Source organism: Paenibacillus sp. FSL H7-0323 (genome assembly GCF_038002725.1).
GTDB lineage: Bacteria > Bacillota > Bacilli > Paenibacillales > Paenibacillaceae > Paenibacillus_AQ > Paenibacillus_AQ odorifer.
This window is the reverse complement of sequence record NZ_JBBODB010000001.1, coordinates 775554-797432: the sequence shown is the minus strand read 5'-3', so window position 1 is coordinate 797432 and position 21879 is coordinate 775554. Positions and strand designations below refer to the sequence as shown.

Genomic DNA, 21879 nt, shown 5'->3' with positions numbered 1-21879 from the left:
GCTCCCTAAATATGATAATTTTCATTTATTATCACTATAATTCCATTATAAACCATAATGTTCCATTTGGGTAAATTTACGTGAACTGAAAGATAAGGATAGTATAATGGCTCGGCGAAAAAATTCCTATGTAAAAAAGGGCTCGAAATGAAATCCAGAATCAGACTTCACTTCAAGCCCTTATATTGAGCTACCTTCACACCTACAACTGACTAGCCAAGCATCATTCGGTCATCTGCCAATTTATGTCCGCTGATTGTCTCGAATTCTCCGAGCAGCCGTTCTACAGTAAGATCTTTTTTACGTTCCTCATCGATATCCAAAATAATACGGCCCTTATCCATCATGATCAGACGATTGCCAAGACGAATGGCCTGTTCCATGTTATGAGTAACCATTAGGGTGGTTAACTTCATCTCACGGACAATGGACTCTGTAAGTTTAGTAATCAGCTCCGCACGAGAAGGGTCAAGGGCTGCTGTATGTTCATCTAAAAGTAAAATTTGCGGTTGAGTAAAGGTCGCCATTAGCAGACTTAGCGCTTGTCTCTCTCCCCCTGACAACAACCCTACTTTTGCCCGCAGGCGATCCTCCAGCCCAATCCCCAGACGGCTTAGCTCATTGCGAAACAAAGCTCTTTTTGCTTTATTTACGCCAAAGGTTAACCCTCTGCTTTTGCCTCTTTTATAAGCCATAGCTAAATTTTCTTCAATCGTCATATGTGGAGCCGTACCCGCCATTGGGTCCTGAAAGACACGGCCGATCCAACGACTCCGTTGAAATTCCGCCAAATGGCTGATTGAATTTCCCTCAATGCTGGCTATACCCAGATCCGGCTTCATGACACCGGAAATAATGTTCATCAGTGTAGATTTGCCAGCTCCATTACTTCCAATGATGGTGACAAAATCACCGGGAAGAAGCTCCAAATCAATGCCGAGCAGCGCTATTTTCTCATCGGGTGTACCGGGATTGAACAGCTTAGATACGTTCTCTAGTTTAAGCATCGATGGTGCCCCCTCTCTTGCTGCTTAGCGCCTGCTCAGCTAATTCAACGGAACGCCTCCGCGCCATATTCTTCTGCTTCAGGAAACGCTGAATCGACGGGAATACAAGAGCGAAAATAACGATAATTGCTGTGATCAGCTTAAGATCCGAAGCTTTCAGCCACGGTACTCGCAAGGCAAGTGCAACTACGATCCGGTAAACTATGGATCCGAGCACAACAGCCAATGTGGCCCGAAATACATTTTTAGCACCGAATATGGCTTCACCGATGATCACCGAAGCTAACCCGATTACAATCATCCCAATACCCATAGAGGAATCCGCAAAAGTAGAATACTGAGTGATTAGCGCCCCCGAGAGCGCCACCATTCCATTGGATAAACTGACACCAAGAATAGTGGTATTATCCGTGTTCACACCCAGACTACGGATCATTCTTGCATTATCTCCGGTAGCCCGCAGCGCAAGTCCAAGATCTGTACGCAGGAATAAATCCATTACTATTTTCACAAAAATAACTACAAACGGCAGTACGAGCAGAGGATCAATGGAAGTGAACAAGGTAGTGTCGCCCATTAAAGACCAGTTCGGTTTGCCACCAAATATCCGCAGATTAATGGAATAGAGTGCAATCATCATCAGAATCCCGGATAACAGTCCATTAATCTTGCCTTTCGTATGTAATAGGCCCGTACACATTCCTGCCAGCATTCCACCAGCAATAGCGGCCAGGGTAGCAAGCCATGGTGCATAACCGTTAGTAATCATAACAGCGGCAATGGCACCACCAGTGGTAAAGCTCCCATCTACAGTCAAATCAGGGAAATCAAGAATACGAAAGGTAATGTATACACCTAAAGCCATAAATGCGTAAAGCAGTCCCATTTCAACGGCCCCGAGCATCGAATTTAACATAGATGACTTCCTCCTTCGAGCGGAAAGGGGCGTTCTCACGAAATCGCCCCTATATAATGGCTTATTGAATAATATTGTTAGCTTGATCGGCAACTTCTGCCTTCATTGCATCAGTCACTTCTATGCCTTGCGCTGCTGCAGATTTCAGGTTAAGAATGAGATCGAGTTTTTCTTGCATGGTTACTTTCATATCAGCTGGCTTTTTACCATTTTTCAAAATATCCACGGCCATTTGACCCACTTGATAGCCATGATCGAAATATTTAAAACCAACGGTGGCGAAAGCTCCCTTTTCAACCGTATCACGGTCACTGGAGAAGAAGGGAATTTTCTTGTCATTAGCTGTTTGAATAATGGTATCCACTGCACTTACGACTGTGTTATCCAAAGTAATGTAGAATGCATCTACACGACCCACAAGTGATTCTGCAGCTTGTTTGACTTCAGAGGTATTCGTGATGGCAGCCTTCACTAGCTCGATTCCATGTTTATCCAACTCTTTTTTAGCAATCTCAGCCATAATTACTGCATTTGGTTCACCTTCATTAATAACGATGCCCAGCTTTTTCACGTTAGGAAATTGGGTAGCTATAAATTGCATTAATCTGTTAATCGCTTCGGGATTGGTGTCCGATACCCCTGATACATTGCCACCTGGATGCTCCAGATCCGTGACAATCTTCGCGTCGAGTGGGTCAGTTACGGCTGCGAATAAAATCGGTGTATCCTTACTTGCTTTGCTGAGTGCTTGAACAATTGATTGAGCGGAAGGCGTTGCAATTGCCAATACCAAATCATTAGAGTCAGCGGCAATCTTTTGAGCAATGGACAAGTTATTCGCTTGATCAGCCTGAGCATTCTCAAGGTCAACCTTCAGGTTCTCACCTTCAACGATTCCTGCATCCTTCAAAGCAGCGAGAATTCCTTCACGTGTAGCATCAAGTGAGGGGTGCTCCACATATTGCGAGATCGCAATTTTGTACGTTTTTGAATCTGCTGCTCCTGCATTCGTAGGGGAATTACCGGAATTCGCTGCATTTCCTGCGTTTCCCGCAGTGTTATTGTTACCACAACCAGCTGCTACGAGCATGAAGCATAAGCTTAATCCCGCCAAAATGTTTCTCTTTTTCATCAAAGTACCCCATTTCATTAGTTTATTAACGCATACATCAAGGTGAGCGACTCAGCATTATCACTTTTATCGATAAAAGCATTAAAGCATAAGCTTACACGTACCTCACATTAATGATAGAAATCTATTAAACCTATATTATATGGAGGTTGTTTATCCGTCAATCACTTATCATATTTCCATAGATTTCAAATTCTGAAGAATATATGACATCAAAACAGGTAATGCTTGGTTGTCTCTTACAGCGATTGCCTTCGTTTCTTTTACATAAAAAAAATCGCCCTGCACAAACTGAATTTACAGTTTGAAGATGGAGCGTGTTAAATGGCTAATAATCACAAAAGACTACTAACCACCGCTACTGTATTGCTTGCTGTCGCTTTAACGAGTTCATCCTGCGGTTATTCATCTCAATCGCAAAAACCTAAGGTTAACGCGCTAACTCCTGATGGAACAAATGCCTCCAGTTATTATGAACAATCTGCAATTACCGACGCTCAGGGAAAGTATTGGATTCCACTTAAGCCTGCGGTTACTTCGCTCGGATATCGGATGAAAGATGATGGTTCTAGTGATGGATACACTAAAATCGGTTATAGCGATGTTATGTATATGCTGCGCCCTGGCTCACCACAGGTATTCTCACTTGGGGAAAAAATCACACTGCCACAAGCCCCTAGACGGCAAGAAGGGCAAATCTATATCACCCCTTTAGCCTTGTCCAAATTTCTGCAAACAGAAGTAGGCTGGAATCCCCAGTCGGGTGAGATAAACATTGCTACACCGTCCGAACGTAAGACTATCGAAAAATTATCGACGGTCGAATCCACGAGTGAATCTAAATCTTTACGCATTCAAAGTATTTCTGAAGCGGATAAAAAGGAGTTAGTCGCTTTTGCCAAAAATTTCTTAGGTGTACCCTACGACTTTGGCGCTGGATCTTATGAAGAAACCAAAAAATTTGATTGCTCTTCTTTTACAAGGCATGTTTTCAAAAAATTCGGTGTCAGCTTACCTCGTTTAGCTAAAGATCAAGATAATTTAGGTACTCGTGTAAGTCGAAGCGAACTGGATGTAGGGGATCTTATCTTTTTTACCGTTCCCGGCCGATTTGAAAGTGATGCTATACCTGGTCATGTCGGTATTTACATTGGAGACGGAAAGTTTATCCACACTTGGGGTGAACCCGGAGTTCAGATCAGTGACCTCGACTCGGGTTATTGGAGTAATGTAATCCTCCACATGCAACGTGTTTTATAAGCTTCCCATACTTTAAAAGAAATCATTCAAAAAGCCTGAATCCCTATTGAAGGGATTCAGGCTTTTTGACTACAACTCTTAACCAAATTCTTAATCCCAGCTCTTGCCCCTTCCGCTTATCCGGACAAACAGCTTTACAAGTTCTACTATGACAATAATCGCTACGGCTGCTGCACATACTATTCCCCACTGTAATCCACTTAAATGTGAGACACCAAACCAGTCGTTTAAGCCCGGGATGATGATCACAAGCACAAGCATTAGTATAGAGATCAGTGACGCCCATAACATATACCGATTGCTGAACCAACCGATCTGGAATAGCGATTTTTTATTGGATCTGACGTTAAAAGCATGGGCAATTTGCAGTAATCCTAATGTGGCAAAGGCCATTGTAACCGCAATGCCTTCATTGTAATGCGTATGCGCCCATTGGTACACAAATAACGTAAGTGCCGCTTCTACAATCCCTTGATATATTATCCCGATCCCAACGCCGCCAGCAAAAATGCTACTGCTTGCTTTACGCGGCTTCTTCGCCATTACATCCTCACCGGCTTTCTCAAGCCCTAGGGCAAGTGCAGGTAAAGTATCCGTAACGAGATTAATCCACAGGATATGGATCGGCTCTAGAATACGCCAACCAATCATAGTGGCAATAAATAATGTCAGCACTTCCCCAAGGTTAGCGGAGAGAAGGAACTGGATTGCTTTGCGGATATTGCTGTAAACTTTCCGTCCTTCTTCAACGGCAACAACTATAGTCGTAAAGTTATCGTCGGCAAGCACCATATCTGATACACCCTTGGCAACATCCGTTCCGGTTATCCCCATGCCCACACCGATGTCGGATGATTTAAGTGCAGGAGCATCATTTACACCATCTCCGGTCATCGCCACAATTTTTCCTTTTTGCCGCCAAGCCTTAACGATACGCACCTTGTGTTCAGGAGAGACGCGTGCATAAACCGAATAATCGGTAACCTTCTCCGCAAATTCCTCTTCGCTGAATTTATCCAGCTCACTGCCCGTTAATACACCTGATTCATCTTCAATAATCCCTAATCTTTTGGCAATAGCCGCTGCTGTATCACGATGATCCCCTGTAATCATTACAGGTCTTATTCCCGCTTTACGGCAGATGGCTACCGCATCCCGTACTTCCTCACGCGGAGGGTCTATCATACCAACCAAACCAATAAATACTAACTCTATCTCCGTGGTATCTGGTGAAAGATCGGTCGGCAGCTGCTCCTCATCTCGGAAAGCAAACGCCAACACTCGAAGTGCGTCATTTGCGAGCATTTTATTACTCTCCATGATATTCCGCTTATGTTCGTCTTGTAGAGGTACAATTTCTCCATCCACATAAATATGGCTGCATTTAGACAAAAGTACATCTGGTGCACCCTTTGTCAGCACACGATATCGACCATCTTCTACCTCATGAATCGTTGTCATCAGCTTGCGATCAGAGTCAAAAGGCAGCTCATTTTTACGTGGATATTTCTTTTCAAGCTCCCTTTTGTCAGTACCTATACTAAGCGCATAATCGACTAACGCGGTCTCCGTCGGATCGCCGATGATTGCTTTTCCGCTCTTGGTTTGGGGATCCTTGGTTCCAGCTTTTGCTTCAGTTTCACTAGGAGTCTTTCCTTCGTCAATGCTGGAGTCATTACAAAGCGTCATAGCTTGAAACAATAACTCACCACCAGGAATCCCTTCAAGTCCTGCACTGGAATCAATGGTCTTTCCGTTGACATGTACTTTTTCGACAGTCATTTTATTTAATGTTAAAGTACCTGTCTTATCGGAGCATATAATCTCTGTACTTCCGAGTGTCTCCACCGCAGGAAGCTTGCGAATGATCGCTTTTCGTCCCGCCATTCGCTGCACACCAAGCGCGAGAATGATCGTAACAATTGCTGGCAGCCCTTCCGGGATAGCCGCTACCGCAAGTGAGATCGAGGTGAGTAGCATATCCATTAGCTCTCTTCCCTCGAAGATCCCAACGGCAAAGATAATCACGCAAACGCCAAGAATAATAAAGGTGAAATATTTCCCTAGTTCATCCAGCTTTTTTTGCAGCGGTGTTACATCATTATCTTCCTCCGAGATAAAACCGGCAATTCTACCGACCTCCGTCTGCATTCCTGTTGTTGTAACGACACCAACCGCCCGGCCATAAGTAACACTGCTGCTCATGTAAGCCATATTGGTGCGGTCTCCGATTACAATGTCGCTGCCTTCAAGCACACCGGCCCGCTTTTCTGATGGCAATGATTCTCCTGTAAGCGCGGCTTCCTCCGTCTTTAACGATGCGGCTTCCAAAAGTCTTATATCCGCCGGAACTACATTTCCGGCTTCCAGTAATACGATATCCCCGGGAACGAGGTCTTCACTTTTTATCTCAGTAACCTGACCGGAACGTCTTACTCTGGCATGCGGAGAGGACATGCTTTTAAGCGCATCGAGTGCCTGCTCCGCCTTATTTTCCTGAATAACTCCAAGCACCGCGTTCAGAATGACTACAAGCAAAATAATAATCGTATCCGTCCATTCCCCCAAAACTCCTGACAATACAGCTGCTACTAGCAAAATAAAGATCATTACATTTTTAAATTGTTCGATAAACTTTTCTAATAGCGATTTAGTCTTCGCTTCTTGCAGTACATTCTTCCCATATCGCTCCAGAAGTTTAGCTGCTTCATCGGAAGATAAACCCTCTTTCCGAGTTTCCAGCCTATTCAGCACTTCTTCCTCGCTCAGTGTATGGAAGGGTACCAGCCCTTGCGATTGTGAATTATTTGAATTCAAGACCATAGCCTCCTTCCAGAATTGAGATCTGGTAAAACCTCTCATATGAGTTTTACCCAAAACAGGCATGGTGATTCTTGAATGGTATGTACTTTTTTAGAAATTTAGATGTTCTTTCTTCAAATCGCGATTGAAGCTTTTAAACCTAGTCCCTTGATACAGGAGTTCACCTCGGTCCCCTTCTACAATCAGGCCAAAATCCTGATCTCTTACCTGCAACTCTAAACGAGTGCCATCGGCAAACTCAAACGTAACGTAATAACTAGTATTTGCTCTCGATTCACCGGATCCACCCCATACCTCGGTTCGTTTGGTGACCGCTGTGCAGTTTGCTTTTATCAAAGGACTTGCGTTATTGGACATCCAGATTCTCACTGATTTAACAATTATAAAAACGAAAAGGCCAAGAAAAAGCAAAGCAAATAATTTAAAAAACAGTGGCATCTCATGAATGAAACTTCCGAAAAAGCTGCGCTCATCAAAACCGTTAAAATCCTGCCATTCGCTCAAATTTATCCCTCCTGACTGAAACTAGATAATAAAAGTTATCTATGCTGCGAAATACGTCATTTTTCCCGTTCGGTTTCATGTTTTCATCATCTATATATGAATTTTTTTCACAAAACAATTTGGATTCAAAGGAAAAGGTATGGTATGCTTTTTATACTACATACAGTTGGGAGGTGTTATTTCGGTGCAATATATAGCGCGTTTATCACTACATTGGTTTCTTCGTATAGTCCTAATTCTGGGAATGATGTTCTCTTTTCCACCTGCCTGGTCTGGAGGATTATTCACTACGGAGCAAGAATCAACGACATCCGAAATTGAACGCTACGAGCGAAAGTTTACACCTCCCGTAAGGATTGCACCTCAAATAACCCCTCAGGTAGGAGCCATCAAAATAACTGAACAGTGGGGAACGAAGTCACTTGCGGTAATTGCAATACTCCCTGTACTTTCTTTACTGTTCCGTCCAGTGATTTATAAATTCCTGCTTCGACTGCGGCTGTACCTGTTAAAATTCACGTCTCATTTTCTAATTTCACTCTACTAACGAAGTTCACCTCTGCCCTAAATGAATGTCGGCTGAAGGGAATTTAGAACTTCAATTGATAAAAATCTTAGGTTCATGAATTATAGAGATGCGGATTTCCCGGTGGCTATACATGCTCGCATTGCTCATCATCCACTGGAAGAAAGCAAGTATCTTGGCTGAACCATGTTCTGGATATCCGTTCCGGTGTACATTAGTAATATTCGCAGCACTATTCTTGATTGCTGGATTCTCCGAGAGCACTCGTCTAGCAGACAGAAGTTATTGGCGCACTACTAGTGGACTTGTCCTCGCTGAAACCGAACATGTGAGACGAATTGAAAAGCTCGTGATCCTATTTCGTTATTTCTTAGGTGCCATCTTCTTCTTCAGCTTGAGACTAAGTTACATCCACCCACCTTAGGCGGTGAGGCGCTCTGGTACTCCCTTGCAGCAGTTATCGTTATACTGATTGGCGCAACTTCGTTGCAGGCTTACTGGCCGGACGTAGCGTTGGTCACAGCCTTCATGCTTCATCTATCATTGGATGCCTATAGTCTCACGGGATAAACTTTAAATTGTTTTAGCCAATTTGGGTAAAGCAGGCGGAGTGCTGGCTAGTCTTCACTATTTGCAGCCATTTGCAGCCGTTCGCAACCATTTGCAGACATTCGCAACCATTCGCGGCCCTTTACAGCTATTTGCAGCTATTTGCAGCTATTTGCGGCCATTTTCAGCCTTTCGCAGAGATTTGCAACCATTTGCAGCCATTCGCAGACATTTACGTGCTGATCCTTGTTGTCCTTGGACATTGTCTGACGAAGGAATCTAAATAGATTTGTAAAATAACGGATAAAGTATCCAACTTTGAGAAACGACATGATGCACGAATATCCAAAAAATCTGCCATAGCCACTGAAAATGAGTAAGGTCGTTTCCCCTGTTGAAGGAGGAAAAACTATGCAGAACAAAATAAATCAACGTCAACAGCTACAAAGAAGCTCTACCTTCCGAGTTCTCACAGTCATTGCCGGCGCATTGCTTGCTGCTGTAGGATTGGAATTATTTTTAATGCCACATGGCCTTGTTGTCGGCGGGATTACAGGTTTATCCGCATTATTCGCTCATACTACTGAAATGCAGCTTGGATTGTTTCTATTTCTATTCAACCTGCCCTTTATATTTATGTCGCGAAAACAAGTAAATCTCCGCTTTGCTCTTTACACTGTTTTGGGATTAACCTGCCTAACCATCGCGTCTCTTGCGCTGCATCGTTTTCCTGCTGTGATTAGCGATCCTTTACCTGCGGCAATGGCAGGAGGCATCTGTCTTGGAGTAGGTATTGGAATATCTGTGAGATTCGGCGGTGTAAATAAACAAGCCAGTGACCAGGGGTATTCTCTGCTGAGCGGCGGACCTCCAAAATCAACGGAAGTCGTTATTATGATCCTGAACTGTGCAATTCTGCTTTTTGCAGGAACATTGTTCGGTTGGGAGCAAGCAATGTATTCTATTATTGCCTACCTGCTGGCTTTCGAAGGTGTTCGTATCTCACTACGGGGATTATCCCACTCCCGCACTGCTTGGATTACCAGCAGCCGATGTTTGGACATTCAGCAAGCAATCGCAAGCTCCCTAAACCGAGAAGCTGCGATTGCTGAAGGTTCAGGGCAAGATGGAGAGGTTAGCACGTTGTTTTGTCTGACGAACAGAATGGAAGAAGAGCATCTTCGGGCACTCGTTCTACAGTGTGATTCAGAGAGCCAAATTGTGTTCAGATCAGCCACTAAAGATCATAGACAAACACGCTTACACGAATAAAAAAAGGGAGCGCCCTTAAGCCATGAAAATGGCTGGAGCGCTCCTTTCTTTTTGAACTTAGCCTTTGATCGCAACCAATTTTTCTGCGCGAGACCTAATTTCTTGAGCGAAGACTCCTTTTTTTTGTTTGAGACCCAAAACTTCTTGATCGAGGCCTCAAACTTCGCTTAATCTAACATGTTTGCGCGATTGAGGCAGCTATCGGACTTAGGAGACCTTATACGCGAAATAATCCTGAATTTTGGATGCTATCGGACCCCATAGCTCCTATTGGCACAAAAAACGCCAACTACGAGTCTATTTCTTATGAATAACTGCACTGGGGTCCGAAACCTTGCTCCAAAGGCGATATATTTGCGAATAACGTCATTGGAGTCCGAATGCCACAGCGGATGATCATGATTCGGCGGTAGCAACTTGCAGATGAACAAGATTCGGTGGTACCCGACAGCAGATGAACTTGATTCGGTAGCATCAGACGATGGATAAACATAATTCAGCGGTACCCCCACGGCAGATGAATGGAATTCGGTGGCATCGGACACAGCGGACCTTATACGCGGAATTATCCTGAATTTTGGATGCTATCGGACCGCATAGCCCCTATTGGCACCAAAAACGCCAACTACGAGCCTATTTCTTATGAATAACTGCACTGGGGTCCGAATCCTTGCTCCAAAGGCGATATATTTGCGAATAACGTCATTGGAGTCCGAATGCCACAGCGGATGATCATGATTCGGCGGGAACAGACGGTGGATGACTATGATTCGGGGTCAGCAGACGATGGATGAACATGATTTGGTAGCATCAGACGATGGATAAACATGAATCGGTAGCATCAGACGATGGATAAACATAATTCAGCGGTACCCCACGGCAGATGAACATGATTCGGCGACATCTTACGGCGGGTGAATGTGATTCGGGGTATCGGACGGCGGATGACTATGATTCGGTGGTATTAGACGTAGGATGGATATAATTCGGCGGGATCGGATAGCGAATGATCATATTTCTACGGTATTGGACAACGGTTGACTATGATTCAGTGGCATCTGACGAAGGTTGACCATGATTCGGTGGCATCAAACGATGGATGAACATCATTCAGCGGTAGCGGACGACGAATGGCTATGATTCGGAGGCAACGGTTGTCCGAAATAGAGTCACTATTCAGCAAGCCGTAACTACGGCCAAAAACGCAAAGCAGCGATCCTCCAATAATAGGAGGATCGCTGCTTGCAGACTGTCACATACGATGAAAAAAACATCTATGGACAACCCCTACTTTTCATTTAATACGCTACTTAACGGAACATTCCCCACAAGCGGATCAAATGAAAGGTGTTGTTCGGATCGATTTTCTGCGCGATGATAAACTTCACAATTTGTTCTTCCTGTGTCGAGGTCAATTTCTCGTTCAATACACCTGACGCTTTTCGTACCAATCTGCGAACAACCGCAGGATCCTGCAGCTCCTGTTTCGAGATGCCCTCAATCATACTTTTGATACGATCCTTCACAGTCGAGTTTTTCATCTTCAGCTTGATGCGATCCACCAACTGAGGGCTAATTCCGAATTGTTGATAACCCAAGTGTAGCACCTCCCGTCATATCCAATCTTTCACAGTATATGAGCCTTCGGTGCTACATGTGCCTAGTTAGTCAATTAATTCTCCTTGGAAGATCTGTTCACTCTGTAAATAATGCCGAAGAGCTGCATATTCAGGTGATGTCCAAAAGGCTTCATCCTTAAGCAGCTCAGCAACATCATCCCGCGCCTGCTCGAGAATTTCAAAGTCAGCCGTCATATCTGCCAGCCGAAACTCCGGTAATCCACTCTGCTTTGTCCCAAAAAAGTCCCCCGGACCACGCAGCTCCAAATCCCTTCGGGAAATCTCAAATCCGTCATCCGTATCGGTCATGGCAGTCATTCGCTCACGTCCGATTTCAGATTTTGGATCAGCTACCAACACACAAAAAGAGGCATGCTGCCCTCTTCCTACCCGTCCACGCAGCTGGTGCAGCTGTGACAGGCCAAAACGATCCGCATCCATAATGATCATCAATGTAGCATTAGGAACGTCCACACCCACCTCCACCACCGTAGTGGACACAAGCAGCTGTAGCTCATTGTTATAAAATGCCCGCATCACTTCATCTTTTTCAGCGGGAGTCATTTTACCATGTAAAAGCCCAACTTTATAGCTAGGGAAAGCTTGGCTCATCTGAATATGCAAATCAATAGCATTCTGCACATCCAGCTTCTCGGACTCTTCAATAAGCGGACAGATCAGATAAGCTTGACGACCGAGATCAATTTCACGCTTAATCAGATTCAGCACACGATCCATGAGATCATGCTTTACCCAGTAGCTAGTTATTGGCACCCGGCCTTTCGGCCTCTCAGATAAAGTGGATACATCCATATCGCCAAAAACAGAGATGGCTAGCGTACGAGGAATAGGCGTCGCCGTCATCGTCAGTACATCCGGATTATATCCTTTACGCCGCAATACACCACGCTGATTCACACCAAAACGATGCTGCTCGTCAGTTACTACAAGTCCCAGATCACGGAAAAATACATCCTCCTGAATCAAAGCATGTGTTCCTACCACGATATCAAGCATCCCCATTTGCAACGAGGCCAATAATTCTTTACGTTTTCGGCCAGTCACACTGCCCGTCAGGAGTCCTACAGTAATCCCAAACGGCTCAAACATTCTGGTAAGTGAACGCATATGCTGCTCTGCTAAAATCTCTGTAGGCACCATAAGTGCGCCCTGAAAACCAGATCTTACCGTAGCAAAAAGCGCCACTGCCGCAAGCACTGTTTTACCCGAGCCAACATCTCCTTGCAGCAGACGATTCATGCAATATGGTGAACGCAGATCATGTAAAATCTCCAGCTCTACACGTTTCTGTGCATCTGTAAGCTCAAAAGGCAGACTGCGAACGAACTGGCGTACCGTCGCGTTATCCACTGTGTGGACTACCCCATCCATCCGCCCGCGGTTCAGAACCCTGAACGCTTGCATCTTCAACTGGAACAGGAATAGTTCCTCATACACCATCCTACGGCGCCCCTGCTGCCCTTCACGAGTGTCCTCAGGCCTATGAATAGTGGCAATGGCCCGTTTACGCGGCATGAAGTCATATTCCCTCATAATAGAATGCGGTAAAATTTCTGGAATCAGATCCCCGTACTGCTGAAGTCCCTGATTAATAACCTTCCTGATCCAGGACTGCGTGATCTTACCACCTACTGAATAGACCGGCTGCAGTGTTCCCGTCTTCCCTTCACCACGATCCGGAAATTCATAATCAGTCACTGTAATCTGATTGCGCTTCTGATCCCATTTGCCGGTCAGCACAATTTCCCGTCCCACAGTGAGTTGCTCTCTTACGTAATGGCGGTTAAACCAGGTTGCTGTGAACATCCAGGGCTCTGCAACCATCTTACAGCTGAGACGTGACTTGCCGCCAAAGCGCTGCAGCACAGGGATACCGATCACTTTTGCCTCAACGGTCACTTTATCCCCGTGTTTAGTCTCGCTAAGCGAGCGGGGCCGATAATCCTCGTAGCGGAACGGATAATACTCTAATAAATCCTTTACTGTAAAGACGCCAAAGGCGTGAAGCTCGCTTTGCTTTTGAGCACTCACGCCAGTTATGTTTTTCACTTCAATTTGATTTAATGCCAGTGTCATATTTATCCCTCATTTTGCAGGCCAAATGAACACAGCTAATGTACCGTTACCGACATGGCTGCCCACGACAGGGCCGACGTTCGTCAGCACTTTTTCTTCCAAGGTGAAGTGTCCTGCAAGCTCATTCAGGAACTCCTCGCCGGAAGCCGGTTCAGCCGTATGACCCACGGCCACATTGATTTTGTTTACACCCTGCAGATCCCGCTTGAACAGTTCAATCATACGGGCGACAGCCTTCTTACGGCCTCTAACTTTCTCCACCGCATAAATAATTCCTTCTGCATCAATGGACAGGATCGGCTTAATATTCAGAAGTGTCCCCAGAATAGCGGAGGCTTTCCCAATTCTCCCGCCTTTTTGTAAATATTCAAGTGTATCTACTAAGAAGTAAAGCTTACGCGTTTGACGTAGGCTTTCTACAGCCTCAAGTATCTCTTCAGGTCCTTTGCCCTCAGCAGACATTCTGGCAGCTTCCACTACCATAAATCCAAAACCATAAGAAGCGGAGAGAGAATCCACAACAGTGATTCCTTCTCCCTCTTCCTCCAGCATCGATTTAGCCAGCAATGCAGATTGATAAGTCCCGCTCAGTCCAGAAGAAATATGAAAGGAAAGGATAGAACAGCCCGGGTTACGCTCCAGAATACTGCGGTACACATTCATATATTCAACCGGTGAGGGTTGAGAAGTAGTCGGCAGCTGTGAGGTACGGGGAAGACGCTCATAGAACTGCTCCGGAGTCATATCCAGATTGTCCCTAAAAGCCTCTTCGCCGAACATTAAGGTCAACGGTACTACCTCAATTCCGTACGTTTCCGCCATTGTTGGCGGGATATCTGAAGTGCTGTCGGTGACGATAATGGTACGATTCATGGATTTTCTCCCCCAAGCTATAATTTTGCCAACTACGCAATAGCAAATTTCTACTCCATTGTTAAAGAACCATTAATTCCTACCTATGGCTCTACAGAGAACAGATAATAATACAGGGGTTGGCCACCCTCATGAATCTCAACTTCCACATTCGGATAAGTCTCTTCCAGCCACTCACTCAAAGAATCAGTAGCCTCGGATTCTGTTTCTGCACCAATAAGGATCGTGACGATTTCGTCGCCATTCTCCAGCATGTTGGATAACAGCGCCTGACTTGCAGCCAAAAGATCATCCGCCGCAGCAACAATTTTAGAATTAGAAATCCCAATAAATTGGCCCGATTTAATCTCCAGCCCATCAAAGCTTGTATCACGCACAGCGTTCGTTACTTGTCCGGATTTCACATGAGAGATTGCTTCCAGCATATTCTCAGAATTAGTCTCCACAGCATCTTCCTCTTGGAACGCAAAAGCTGCTGCTATTCCCTGTGGAATACTTTTACTTGGAATCACCGTAATCTCACGTTCGCCTTCTAGAAGATCTTTAGCTTGTTGAGCGGCAAGAACAATGTTCGAGTTATTCGGCAAAATATAAACATGCTTCGCAGATATAGAAGAAATCGCGTTCACGAAATCCTCCGTGCTAGGATTCATTGTTTGACCACCAGCTAGGACTACGTCCACTCCAAGGCTTTTGAAAATATCAGCAATACCTGCGCCAGAAGATACCGCAATGAAGCCGTAAGGTGCCAAATCATCAGCTGGTGGCTCAGCAGGAGACATTTGCACTGCACTCTTCTCATTCGGCATATCAGCGAATACATCAGGCATTGGTGCAATATCCATACCCGCAGTCAGCAGGTCACGATGCTGCTCTCGCATATTAAGAATATGAATCTGCGTGATCTCCCCATAAAGAAGAGCCAAGTTCATCACTTCACCTGGAGCCTTAGAATGCACATGCACTTTAATCGTCTCATCATCCGAAATTACAATAATGGAATCGCCATTAACTGACAACGCTTTCCTAAAAGCTTCCTCATCAAAATTAGTTCTCACGTTAGCGCCTAACTGGCGATTAATGAAAAACTCCATATCATATAGAAATTCTATATCTTCAGTAGATAGCTGTGACTGCGCAGAAGACTGTACAGAAAACAGTTCATTTTCAGGTTTCGTTAACACGGGTTTAGGCGCTGGTGCAACGGGTGTGTGGGTTTGTCCTTGCACAGATTCAGACAGACCGGTACTTCCGTTCGTCAGATGCTGGTGAAACCCTTCATAAATGTAGACCAAACCTTGACCGCCAGAATCTACAACACCGACTTGCTTCAATACAGGTAATTGCTCAGGCGTATAAGCTAAGGCTTCTTTTGCTTTGGCTAATACCTCTGTCATCAGCTCCACAACGTCAGTAGTACGGCGGGCATAATAAACAGCATGTCTTGCAGCCTCTTTAGCTACAGTAAGAATAGTTCCCTCTACAGGCTTTACAACTGCTTTATACGCAGCGTCCACTCCGGTTTGCAGCGCAGCAGCGAACTGCTGTGTATTAAGCTCATCATGTTGAGCCGCATACCTGCTAAACCCTCTGAATAACTGGGACAAAATAACGCCGGAATTCCCGCGAGCTCCCATTAATAAGCCCTTGGAGAGTACACCTGCACATTGGCCCACAGAAGTGGTGTTATTTTTCTTTAATTCATTCGCACCTGCGGTCATCGTCAAATTCATGTTTGTACCGGTATCTCCGTCTGGGACCGGAAAAACATTTAGGGAATTGACGTGTTCTGCATGCTGTTGCAGCTTATCCGCTCCAGCCAATACCATAGCGGTAAAATCTGTTCCGTTTATAGAACGCTTACTCAATTGAGAATTCCCCTTCCTAACTTCATGCCTAATCATTCTATGATTAACAGGACATAATGCACTAATTTACATTGTACTATAAGTATTAAAAGAAATAAATGTTTTTGAATCGGTTGACGTAGCAAAATTTGCTGTGATATTATAGATAAGTATTGTTTATGCAGGTGTTAGGAATAAGGAGGTGTAATCTATGTCCCGCAAATGTGCAGTAACAGGCAAGAAACCGAGCAGCGGCAACCACGTGTCTCACGCTAATAACCGCAACCGTCGTTCTTGGGGAGTTAACGTTCAGAAGGTCCGTATCCTCGTGAACGGTAAACCAAAACGCGTGTACGTCAGCACCCGTGCTTTGAAAGCCGGTAAAGTTGAACGCGTTTAGTCTTTAGCAATTTTTAAGACCGAACGATAACTTATATGAAGCAAAAAGCACCCTTTACATTTGTAAGGTGCTTTTTTTCATGTTTTCTTTTCTGTTAGAGGCTTAACTCTTCTGAAATGTGTTCAATATTGCTTTAACAAAACCTCCCAAAAACCTTGGCAGCTTAAACGTGTAAAATTTCATGATTTACCCTCCCATCAATTCATGCCGTACGCAGGAGACTTTCCTCTTGTCAATAACGGAAACGAACTGCAGTCCTCCCTGCCAAAACAAAAAAAGGCTACATGAGATTTCTGCTCATGTAACCATATTTATGCACCGAGGACTTGGCCTATACCTCTAGTCTCAATCGCCTATTTTTTAACACAGTGCTGATTCGGCTGCTTCTCGAATTCCTTGGATCGCCGCAGCACGATCACTCCGGCCAAAAACTGCATTCCCCGCTACCAAAACATCGGCTCCAGCTGCCACAACCAATGGTGCTGTATCTTCCGATACTCCACCATCTACTTCGATCAATAAATCTGGATTCACTTCATTCGCCCATTCTCGAATTTGAGTGATTTTGCGCAAAGTGTTAGGAATGAATGCTTGACCACCAAAGCCTGGATTAACGGTCATCACCAGAATCATATCCACATCCTCCAGCACCTCACGCACCGCTGATGCCGGAGTACCCGGATTAATTGCTACACTTGCCTTCAGCCCCAGTTCCTTGATCTGATGAACCACACGATGCAAATGAACGCATGCCTCAGCGTGAACGGTGATCACACTTGCACCAGCTGCAGCAAAATCAGGGATATAACGTTCTGGTGACTCAATCATCAAGTGAACATCAAGTGGCAGCTTGGTATGTAACGATACAGCTTTTACAATAGGTGGACCCAACGTGATATTCGGCACAAAATGACCGTCCATTACATCCACATGTATCCAATCTCCACCACTGGCTTCCGCCTCTGCAACTTCTGGACCTAAACGCGCGAAATCTGCCGACAATAAAGATGGTGCTATTCGTATCATGATGTTAGTACCTCCGCTTTTTATCTTTCATTTCATTAAAAAACAGTTTGTAATGATCATAGCGACTATCCGCAATTTTCCCTGCTTTCCAAGCCTCTATTACACGGCAGCCTGGTTCATGCTGATGACTGCAGCCCCGGAACTTACAATCGGATGCGTATTGAGCAAATTCACGAAAACAAGTGGACAGCTCTTCTACACCAAGCTCCAAGAAATCAAGCTGACTAAAACCTGGGGTATCTGCAACAAAACCACCACCACCAATATCCATCAGCTCCACATGACGGGTCGTATGACGACCACGTCCCAATCGTAAACTGATCTCTCCAGTCTCCAGTTTAAGCCCTGGAACAATACGATTCAATAAGGTGGACTTACCAACCCCGGATTGACCCGCAAATACGCTGATGCCTCCAGTAAGCCTTTGTCTTAGCTCATCGCTTCCGGCACCAGTAAGTGAACTTGTGACCATCACTTCATATCCGATATCCTCATAAAGTTCTTTAACATAACGGGTAGCTTCACCATCATCATCCGCCAAATCCTGTTTAGTCAGAACAATTAGGGGTTCCAGACCCGAATGCTCAATATGAACTAGAAACTTGTCCAACAGATTCAGGTTCATATCGGGCTCCCGAACGGAGAATAAAAGCACTGCGAGCTTAACATTCGCTACAGGTGGACGAATCAGTTCAGATTCTCTAGGTAGAAGTTCATCCACCATTCCTTCTCCATGCTCAGTAAGGATATAAATAACCCGATCTCCAACTAGCGGAGCGATCCCTTTTTTCTTGAGAATTCCTCGGCCTCTGCATTGAACAGAATGCTCTTCAGTCGCAATTAATCCTTCGCGGAGCGGTTTCACATAATAATAACCGCTTAACGCCTTAACAATTATTCCTTCAGGCATACATAGTGAGCCTTCCTCTCCTGATTTTGCGAAAATGACCCAAGTCTGATATCCCCGGGTCATTTCGCTACGCCAACCGTTCAGGTTAAACCCTGTTTAGTTGTTGTTTTTATCTTTAGATTTATCCTTGCCTTTATTGTTGTGCTTATTATTGCCATTATTAGTCGATTCACTATTTATAGAACTATTGTTTACGAACCCTGTCTGATTCACCGCCCCGTTATTCCCTCCGTCATTCTCTGAACCTGAACCCGGCAAGATCTCCGGTTCAATCGTAGGTTCAATTGTAGGCGTAGGTTCAGCAGAAGGTGTTGGAGTTGGCTGTGGTGTTGCTATAACTGGTGGTTCAGGCTCCTGAACGGTTCCGTTCTTCGCATCGATATAAGGAATGACATAAGTGTCCAAAAGCACACCGTCACGGGTAACAATAACCGAACCATCTTTATTAGGAGCCAATACTAGATTAACGGATAACACTTGGCTCTTTCCAATGGTACGTGTTCCCCAATCCTGTTTCTCTCCATTATTGCGTGCATCCACGAATTCGATACGAATCTTGCTCTTTTTCCCATCCTGAGTAGGAGCGACTGGCACATTAAAGGTATAATTCAGGGCTTCAGGTGGATAACCTGTACTTAAGTAAATCGTAATCGCTGTTCCAGGTGGAACAGAAGTACCTGTCCCTTTATCAAATGCCCAAGTCTTTGTTACTTTACCTTCTTCAATGCTGAAGCTGGATTCTTTCTTCACTTCTCCAAGAACAAGCTTGGCACCTTCAAGCAGCGCCTTTGCCTCACTCTCCGTCTTACCGATGAGATCTGGCAACAGTACACTTTCTTCTCCTTTACTAACGTAAAGGGTGATTTGAACCGTCTCAGGATCGAATTCAGTATTTAATGCAGGGTCAGATTTTACAATGAGACCTTCATCTGTATTTTCGTCATAGAGAGGTTTATTATCAATCCTGTCTTGGGCTACACCCAGCGCCATCAATGCCTTAACCGCATCATCAAAGCTCTTGTTAACTACATCTGGCATCTTGGGTAATGGCTTAGCCGTATTCACAGTGAGTATAAGGGACGCTCCTTTTTTCACTTTGGCATCCTTTTCCCTACTCTGCTTAATGACCACATTCTCTTCAAAATTCGGACTGTAGTCATACAGAATAGGATCAGCAACCTCAAGCCCCAAATCCTCAAGCTCAGTTTGTGCTTGTTCTATCTGTTTACCTACTACATAAGGAACGGAAACCTCAGGAACAACTAGCTGTGATTTAACGTACCATACGAGACTGGCCATAGCCAACAGCAACAGTAAGGTAAGCCCAATCCATAATGTGGGTTTTGCCCATTGTTTTTTACCTTTGCTTGAAGGCACCGGTTCATCATCTTCATCACGAACCATCCGTTCCTCACGATGATTACGATTACCATTGCTTCTTTGAATCGGTTTTATCGCCGGGATAACCCGCGTACGATCCTCATCTTCTTCATCGTTGAACAGAATCTTCGCCTCACTGCGGCGCTCCGGCAATAAGCATGTTTCCAAATCCTGTAACATTTCTTTGGCAGAGTCGTACCGCTCCTCCGGGTTTTTACGCATTGATCTCAGAATTACATTCTCAACGCTTTGCGGAATGAGTGGATTCAGAAGTTTTGGCTCTTCAAACTCTTCTTGCAGATGTTTTAAAGCTACACTAATCGGACTCTCTCCCAAAAAGGGCAGGCTTCCAGTAAGCATTTGATAAAGTACAATACCTAATGAATACAAGTCAGACTTTTCTCCTGTAGAGACACCTTTGGCATGCTCTGGCGAGAAATAATGTACTGAACCGACCACAGAACCGGTCTGTGTAATGGTTGTTGACGTAACTGCGCGGGCAATCCCAAAATCGGTTACTTTCACCCGTCCATTGCGTCCGATCAGGATATTATGTGGTTTTATATCACGATGAATAATTTGATTCTGATGCGCATGATCTAGGGCATCACAGATTTGTGAAGCGATCCGTACGGATTCATCAACCTGCAATGGCGCTCGTTCTTTTATAATTTCATTAAGATTCTGACCCTCAATATACTCCATGACAATGTAATGAATTTCGTCTTCTTGTCCTACATCGTATATGCTGACGACATTCGGATGAGACAAAGATGCGGCAGACTGCGCCTCACGCCTAAAACGGCGAATAAATTCCTCGTCATGCACAAACTGATTGCGCAATACTTTGATGGCGACATTTCGGTTTAAAAGAATGTCATGTGCTCTATAGACGAGCGCCATTCCACCTCCGCCGATCCGTTCGATGACTTGGTAACGGCCGCCCAATTCGTGACCGATCATCAATCCCACTCCTTTGTTTCGGGCACAGCGGCCTCTCCATGATGTTCTAACAAAGCGACGCTAATATTATCGCCACCGCCGGCGAGCAGTGCCAGCTGAAGTAAACGGTCCGCTCTTTCCTCTAACGATATCTCATGTATACCTGCTACTTTGCCTAAATGCTCATTTGTGACAAAGTTGCTTAAACCATCGCTGCATAGAAGCAAAATTTCCCCTGGTAACAGAGCTATAGGCGCCATATCAACCTCAACCTCAGCATCTGTTCCAAGCGCCCTCGTCAGCACATTACGACGCGGATGATTATCCAATTCCTCCACACTGATCTGACCGTTCTTGAACAGCTCATTGACTAGCGTATGATCCTCGGTTAGTTGAACTGCCGCACTGTCTTTTATTAAATAGGCTCTGCTGTCTCCGATATGGCCAATATATCCGTTTGATCCATTCAAAAGAACAGCAACGACAGTAGTACCCATATTATGATACTTATCGTCACCGGAAGCCTCCCTGAACACAGTGCTGTTAGCTTCCAAAATAGCAGCTGACAACGCATCACGCAGAGCTTCGTCTTGAAGTTCAGGCTCTAACCCGTCCAGGTTATTCCTCATTGTCTCCAAAGCGAGCCTGCTTGCGGTTTCACCAGCCTGATGTCCACCCATCCCATCGGCAATAATACCGAGTGTATAACCGTGGCGCGTCGCGCCGATCCAGACCGAATCCTCATTGACAGAGCGCACTCGGCCAATATCGCTGGCATGAACTGTTCTGATCAAAT

General features: G+C 44.9%; 19 protein-coding genes. 5 read left to right on the top strand and 14 right to left on the bottom strand.

All coding sequences use genetic code 11. The features are described 5' to 3' along the window. Positions 1 to 212: 212 nt before the first annotated feature. The 3 genes from MHH89_RS03730 to MHH89_RS03720 all read right to left on the bottom strand — a co-directional run bounded on the left by MHH89_RS03730 (position 213) and on the right by MHH89_RS03720 (position 3055). On the bottom strand, positions 213 to 1007 hold the full coding sequence (locus tag MHH89_RS03730) for an ABC transporter ATP-binding protein (protein WP_076280813.1): 795 nt from the start codon (positions 1005 to 1007) through the stop codon (positions 213 to 215). Next, the gene (locus tag MHH89_RS03725; protein ID WP_036686219.1) at positions 1000 to 1923 is read right to left on the bottom strand and encodes an ABC transporter permease; all 924 of its coding nucleotides are present in this window, start codon (positions 1921 to 1923) and stop codon (positions 1000 to 1002) included. The genes MHH89_RS03730 and MHH89_RS03725 overlap by 8 nt, the downstream gene beginning before the upstream one ends. 61 nt (positions 1924 to 1984) lie before the next feature. Next, on the bottom strand, positions 1985 to 3055 hold the full coding sequence (locus MHH89_RS03720; protein ID WP_076125887.1) for an ABC transporter substrate-binding protein: 1071 nt from the start codon (positions 3053 to 3055) through the stop codon (positions 1985 to 1987). Between the two features lie 324 nt (positions 3056 to 3379). Between MHH89_RS03720 and MHH89_RS03715 the strand changes: the two genes are divergently transcribed. Continuing rightward, positions 3380 to 4315 carry a C40 family peptidase gene (locus MHH89_RS03715; protein ID WP_076125886.1) on the top strand — a complete coding sequence of 312 codons (936 nt, stop codon included), beginning with the start codon at positions 3380 to 3382 and terminating at the stop codon, positions 4313 to 4315. A gap of 90 nt (positions 4316 to 4405) precedes the next feature. Here MHH89_RS03715 and MHH89_RS03710 read toward each other — a convergent pair whose 3' ends face one another. Next, entirely contained in the window at positions 4406 to 7102 is a 2697-nt protein-coding gene (locus MHH89_RS03710) for a calcium-translocating P-type ATPase, SERCA-type (protein WP_217696581.1), read from the bottom strand. Between the two features lie 126 nt (positions 7103 to 7228). Beyond that, positions 7229 to 7642, bottom strand: a complete 414-nt coding sequence (locus MHH89_RS03705; protein ID WP_254847614.1) for a DUF2500 domain-containing protein — start codon at positions 7640 to 7642, stop codon at positions 7229 to 7231. 184 nt (positions 7643 to 7826) lie between these two features. On the opposite strand from MHH89_RS03705, the gene MHH89_RS03700 reads away from it, so the two are divergent. The 3 genes from MHH89_RS03700 to MHH89_RS03690 all read left to right on the top strand — a co-directional run bounded on the left by MHH89_RS03700 (position 7827) and on the right by MHH89_RS03690 (position 9989). Then, entirely contained in the window at positions 7827 to 8189 is a 363-nt protein-coding gene (locus MHH89_RS03700) for a hypothetical protein (protein ID WP_076280816.1), read from the top strand. 589 nt (positions 8190 to 8778) lie between these two features. Continuing rightward, complete coding sequence (locus MHH89_RS03695; RefSeq protein ID WP_341086367.1) at positions 8779 to 9000, top strand: hypothetical protein; 222 nt, start codon at positions 8779 to 8781, stop codon at positions 8998 to 9000. A 128-nt stretch (positions 9001 to 9128) separates the two neighbouring features. Next, entirely contained in the window at positions 9129 to 9989 is an 861-nt protein-coding gene (locus MHH89_RS03690; protein ID WP_076125880.1) for a YitT family protein, read from the top strand. A 1310-nt stretch (positions 9990 to 11299) separates the two neighbouring features. Here the strand turns inward: MHH89_RS03690 and MHH89_RS03685 are convergent. The 4 genes from MHH89_RS03685 to MHH89_RS03670 all read right to left on the bottom strand — a co-directional run bounded on the left by MHH89_RS03685 (position 11300) and on the right by MHH89_RS03670 (position 16446). Then, positions 11300 to 11587 (bottom strand): stage VI sporulation protein F, encoded by a 288-nt coding sequence (locus tag MHH89_RS03685; protein WP_036686212.1) that lies wholly within the window; start codon positions 11585 to 11587, stop codon positions 11300 to 11302. A gap of 66 nt (positions 11588 to 11653) precedes the next feature. After that, positions 11654 to 13705: an ATP-dependent DNA helicase RecG gene (gene recG / locus MHH89_RS03680; RefSeq protein WP_076280818.1), complete on the bottom strand. Its 2052-nt coding sequence runs from the start codon at positions 13703 to 13705 to the stop codon at positions 11654 to 11656. A 9-nt stretch (positions 13706 to 13714) separates the two neighbouring features. Continuing rightward, positions 13715 to 14578: a DegV family protein gene (locus MHH89_RS03675; protein ID WP_341086363.1), complete on the bottom strand. Its 864-nt coding sequence runs from the start codon at positions 14576 to 14578 to the stop codon at positions 13715 to 13717. An 83-nt stretch (positions 14579 to 14661) separates the two neighbouring features. Further along, on the bottom strand, positions 14662 to 16446 hold the full coding sequence (locus MHH89_RS03670; protein ID WP_076280820.1) for a DAK2 domain-containing protein: 1785 nt from the start codon (positions 16444 to 16446) through the stop codon (positions 14662 to 14664). 190 nt (positions 16447 to 16636) lie between these two features. Between MHH89_RS03670 and rpmB the strand changes: the two genes are divergently transcribed. Then, positions 16637 to 16825, top strand: coding sequence for a 50S ribosomal protein L28 (gene rpmB, locus MHH89_RS03665; RefSeq protein WP_036686205.1), 189 nt, complete (start codon positions 16637 to 16639; stop codon positions 16823 to 16825). A gap of 102 nt (positions 16826 to 16927) precedes the next feature. Here rpmB and spoVM read toward each other — a convergent pair whose 3' ends face one another. The 5 genes from spoVM to MHH89_RS03640 form a co-directional block, all read right to left on the bottom strand. After that, positions 16928 to 17008, bottom strand: coding sequence for a stage V sporulation protein SpoVM (gene spoVM / locus MHH89_RS03660; RefSeq protein ID WP_020431362.1), 81 nt, complete (start codon positions 17006 to 17008; stop codon positions 16928 to 16930). A 177-nt stretch (positions 17009 to 17185) separates the two neighbouring features. Further along, the gene (gene rpe / locus MHH89_RS03655) at positions 17186 to 17851 is read right to left on the bottom strand and encodes a ribulose-phosphate 3-epimerase (RefSeq protein WP_076189881.1); all 666 of its coding nucleotides are present in this window, start codon (positions 17849 to 17851) and stop codon (positions 17186 to 17188) included. Between the two features lie 4 nt (positions 17852 to 17855). Beyond that, positions 17856 to 18761, bottom strand: a complete 906-nt coding sequence (gene rsgA / locus MHH89_RS03650) for a ribosome small subunit-dependent GTPase A (protein WP_036686201.1) — start codon at positions 18759 to 18761, stop codon at positions 17856 to 17858. 96 nt (positions 18762 to 18857) lie between these two features. Further along, positions 18858 to 21104 carry a Stk1 family PASTA domain-containing Ser/Thr kinase gene (gene pknB / locus MHH89_RS03645; protein ID WP_341086360.1) on the bottom strand — a complete coding sequence of 749 codons (2247 nt, stop codon included), beginning with the start codon at positions 21102 to 21104 and terminating at the stop codon, positions 18858 to 18860. After that, on the bottom strand, positions 21104 to 21877 hold the full coding sequence (locus MHH89_RS03640; RefSeq protein ID WP_076129149.1) for a Stp1/IreP family PP2C-type Ser/Thr phosphatase: 774 nt from the start codon (positions 21875 to 21877) through the stop codon (positions 21104 to 21106). Before MHH89_RS03640 ends, pknB begins: the two co-directional genes overlap by 1 nt. Between the last annotated feature and the right edge of the window lie 2 nt (positions 21878 to 21879).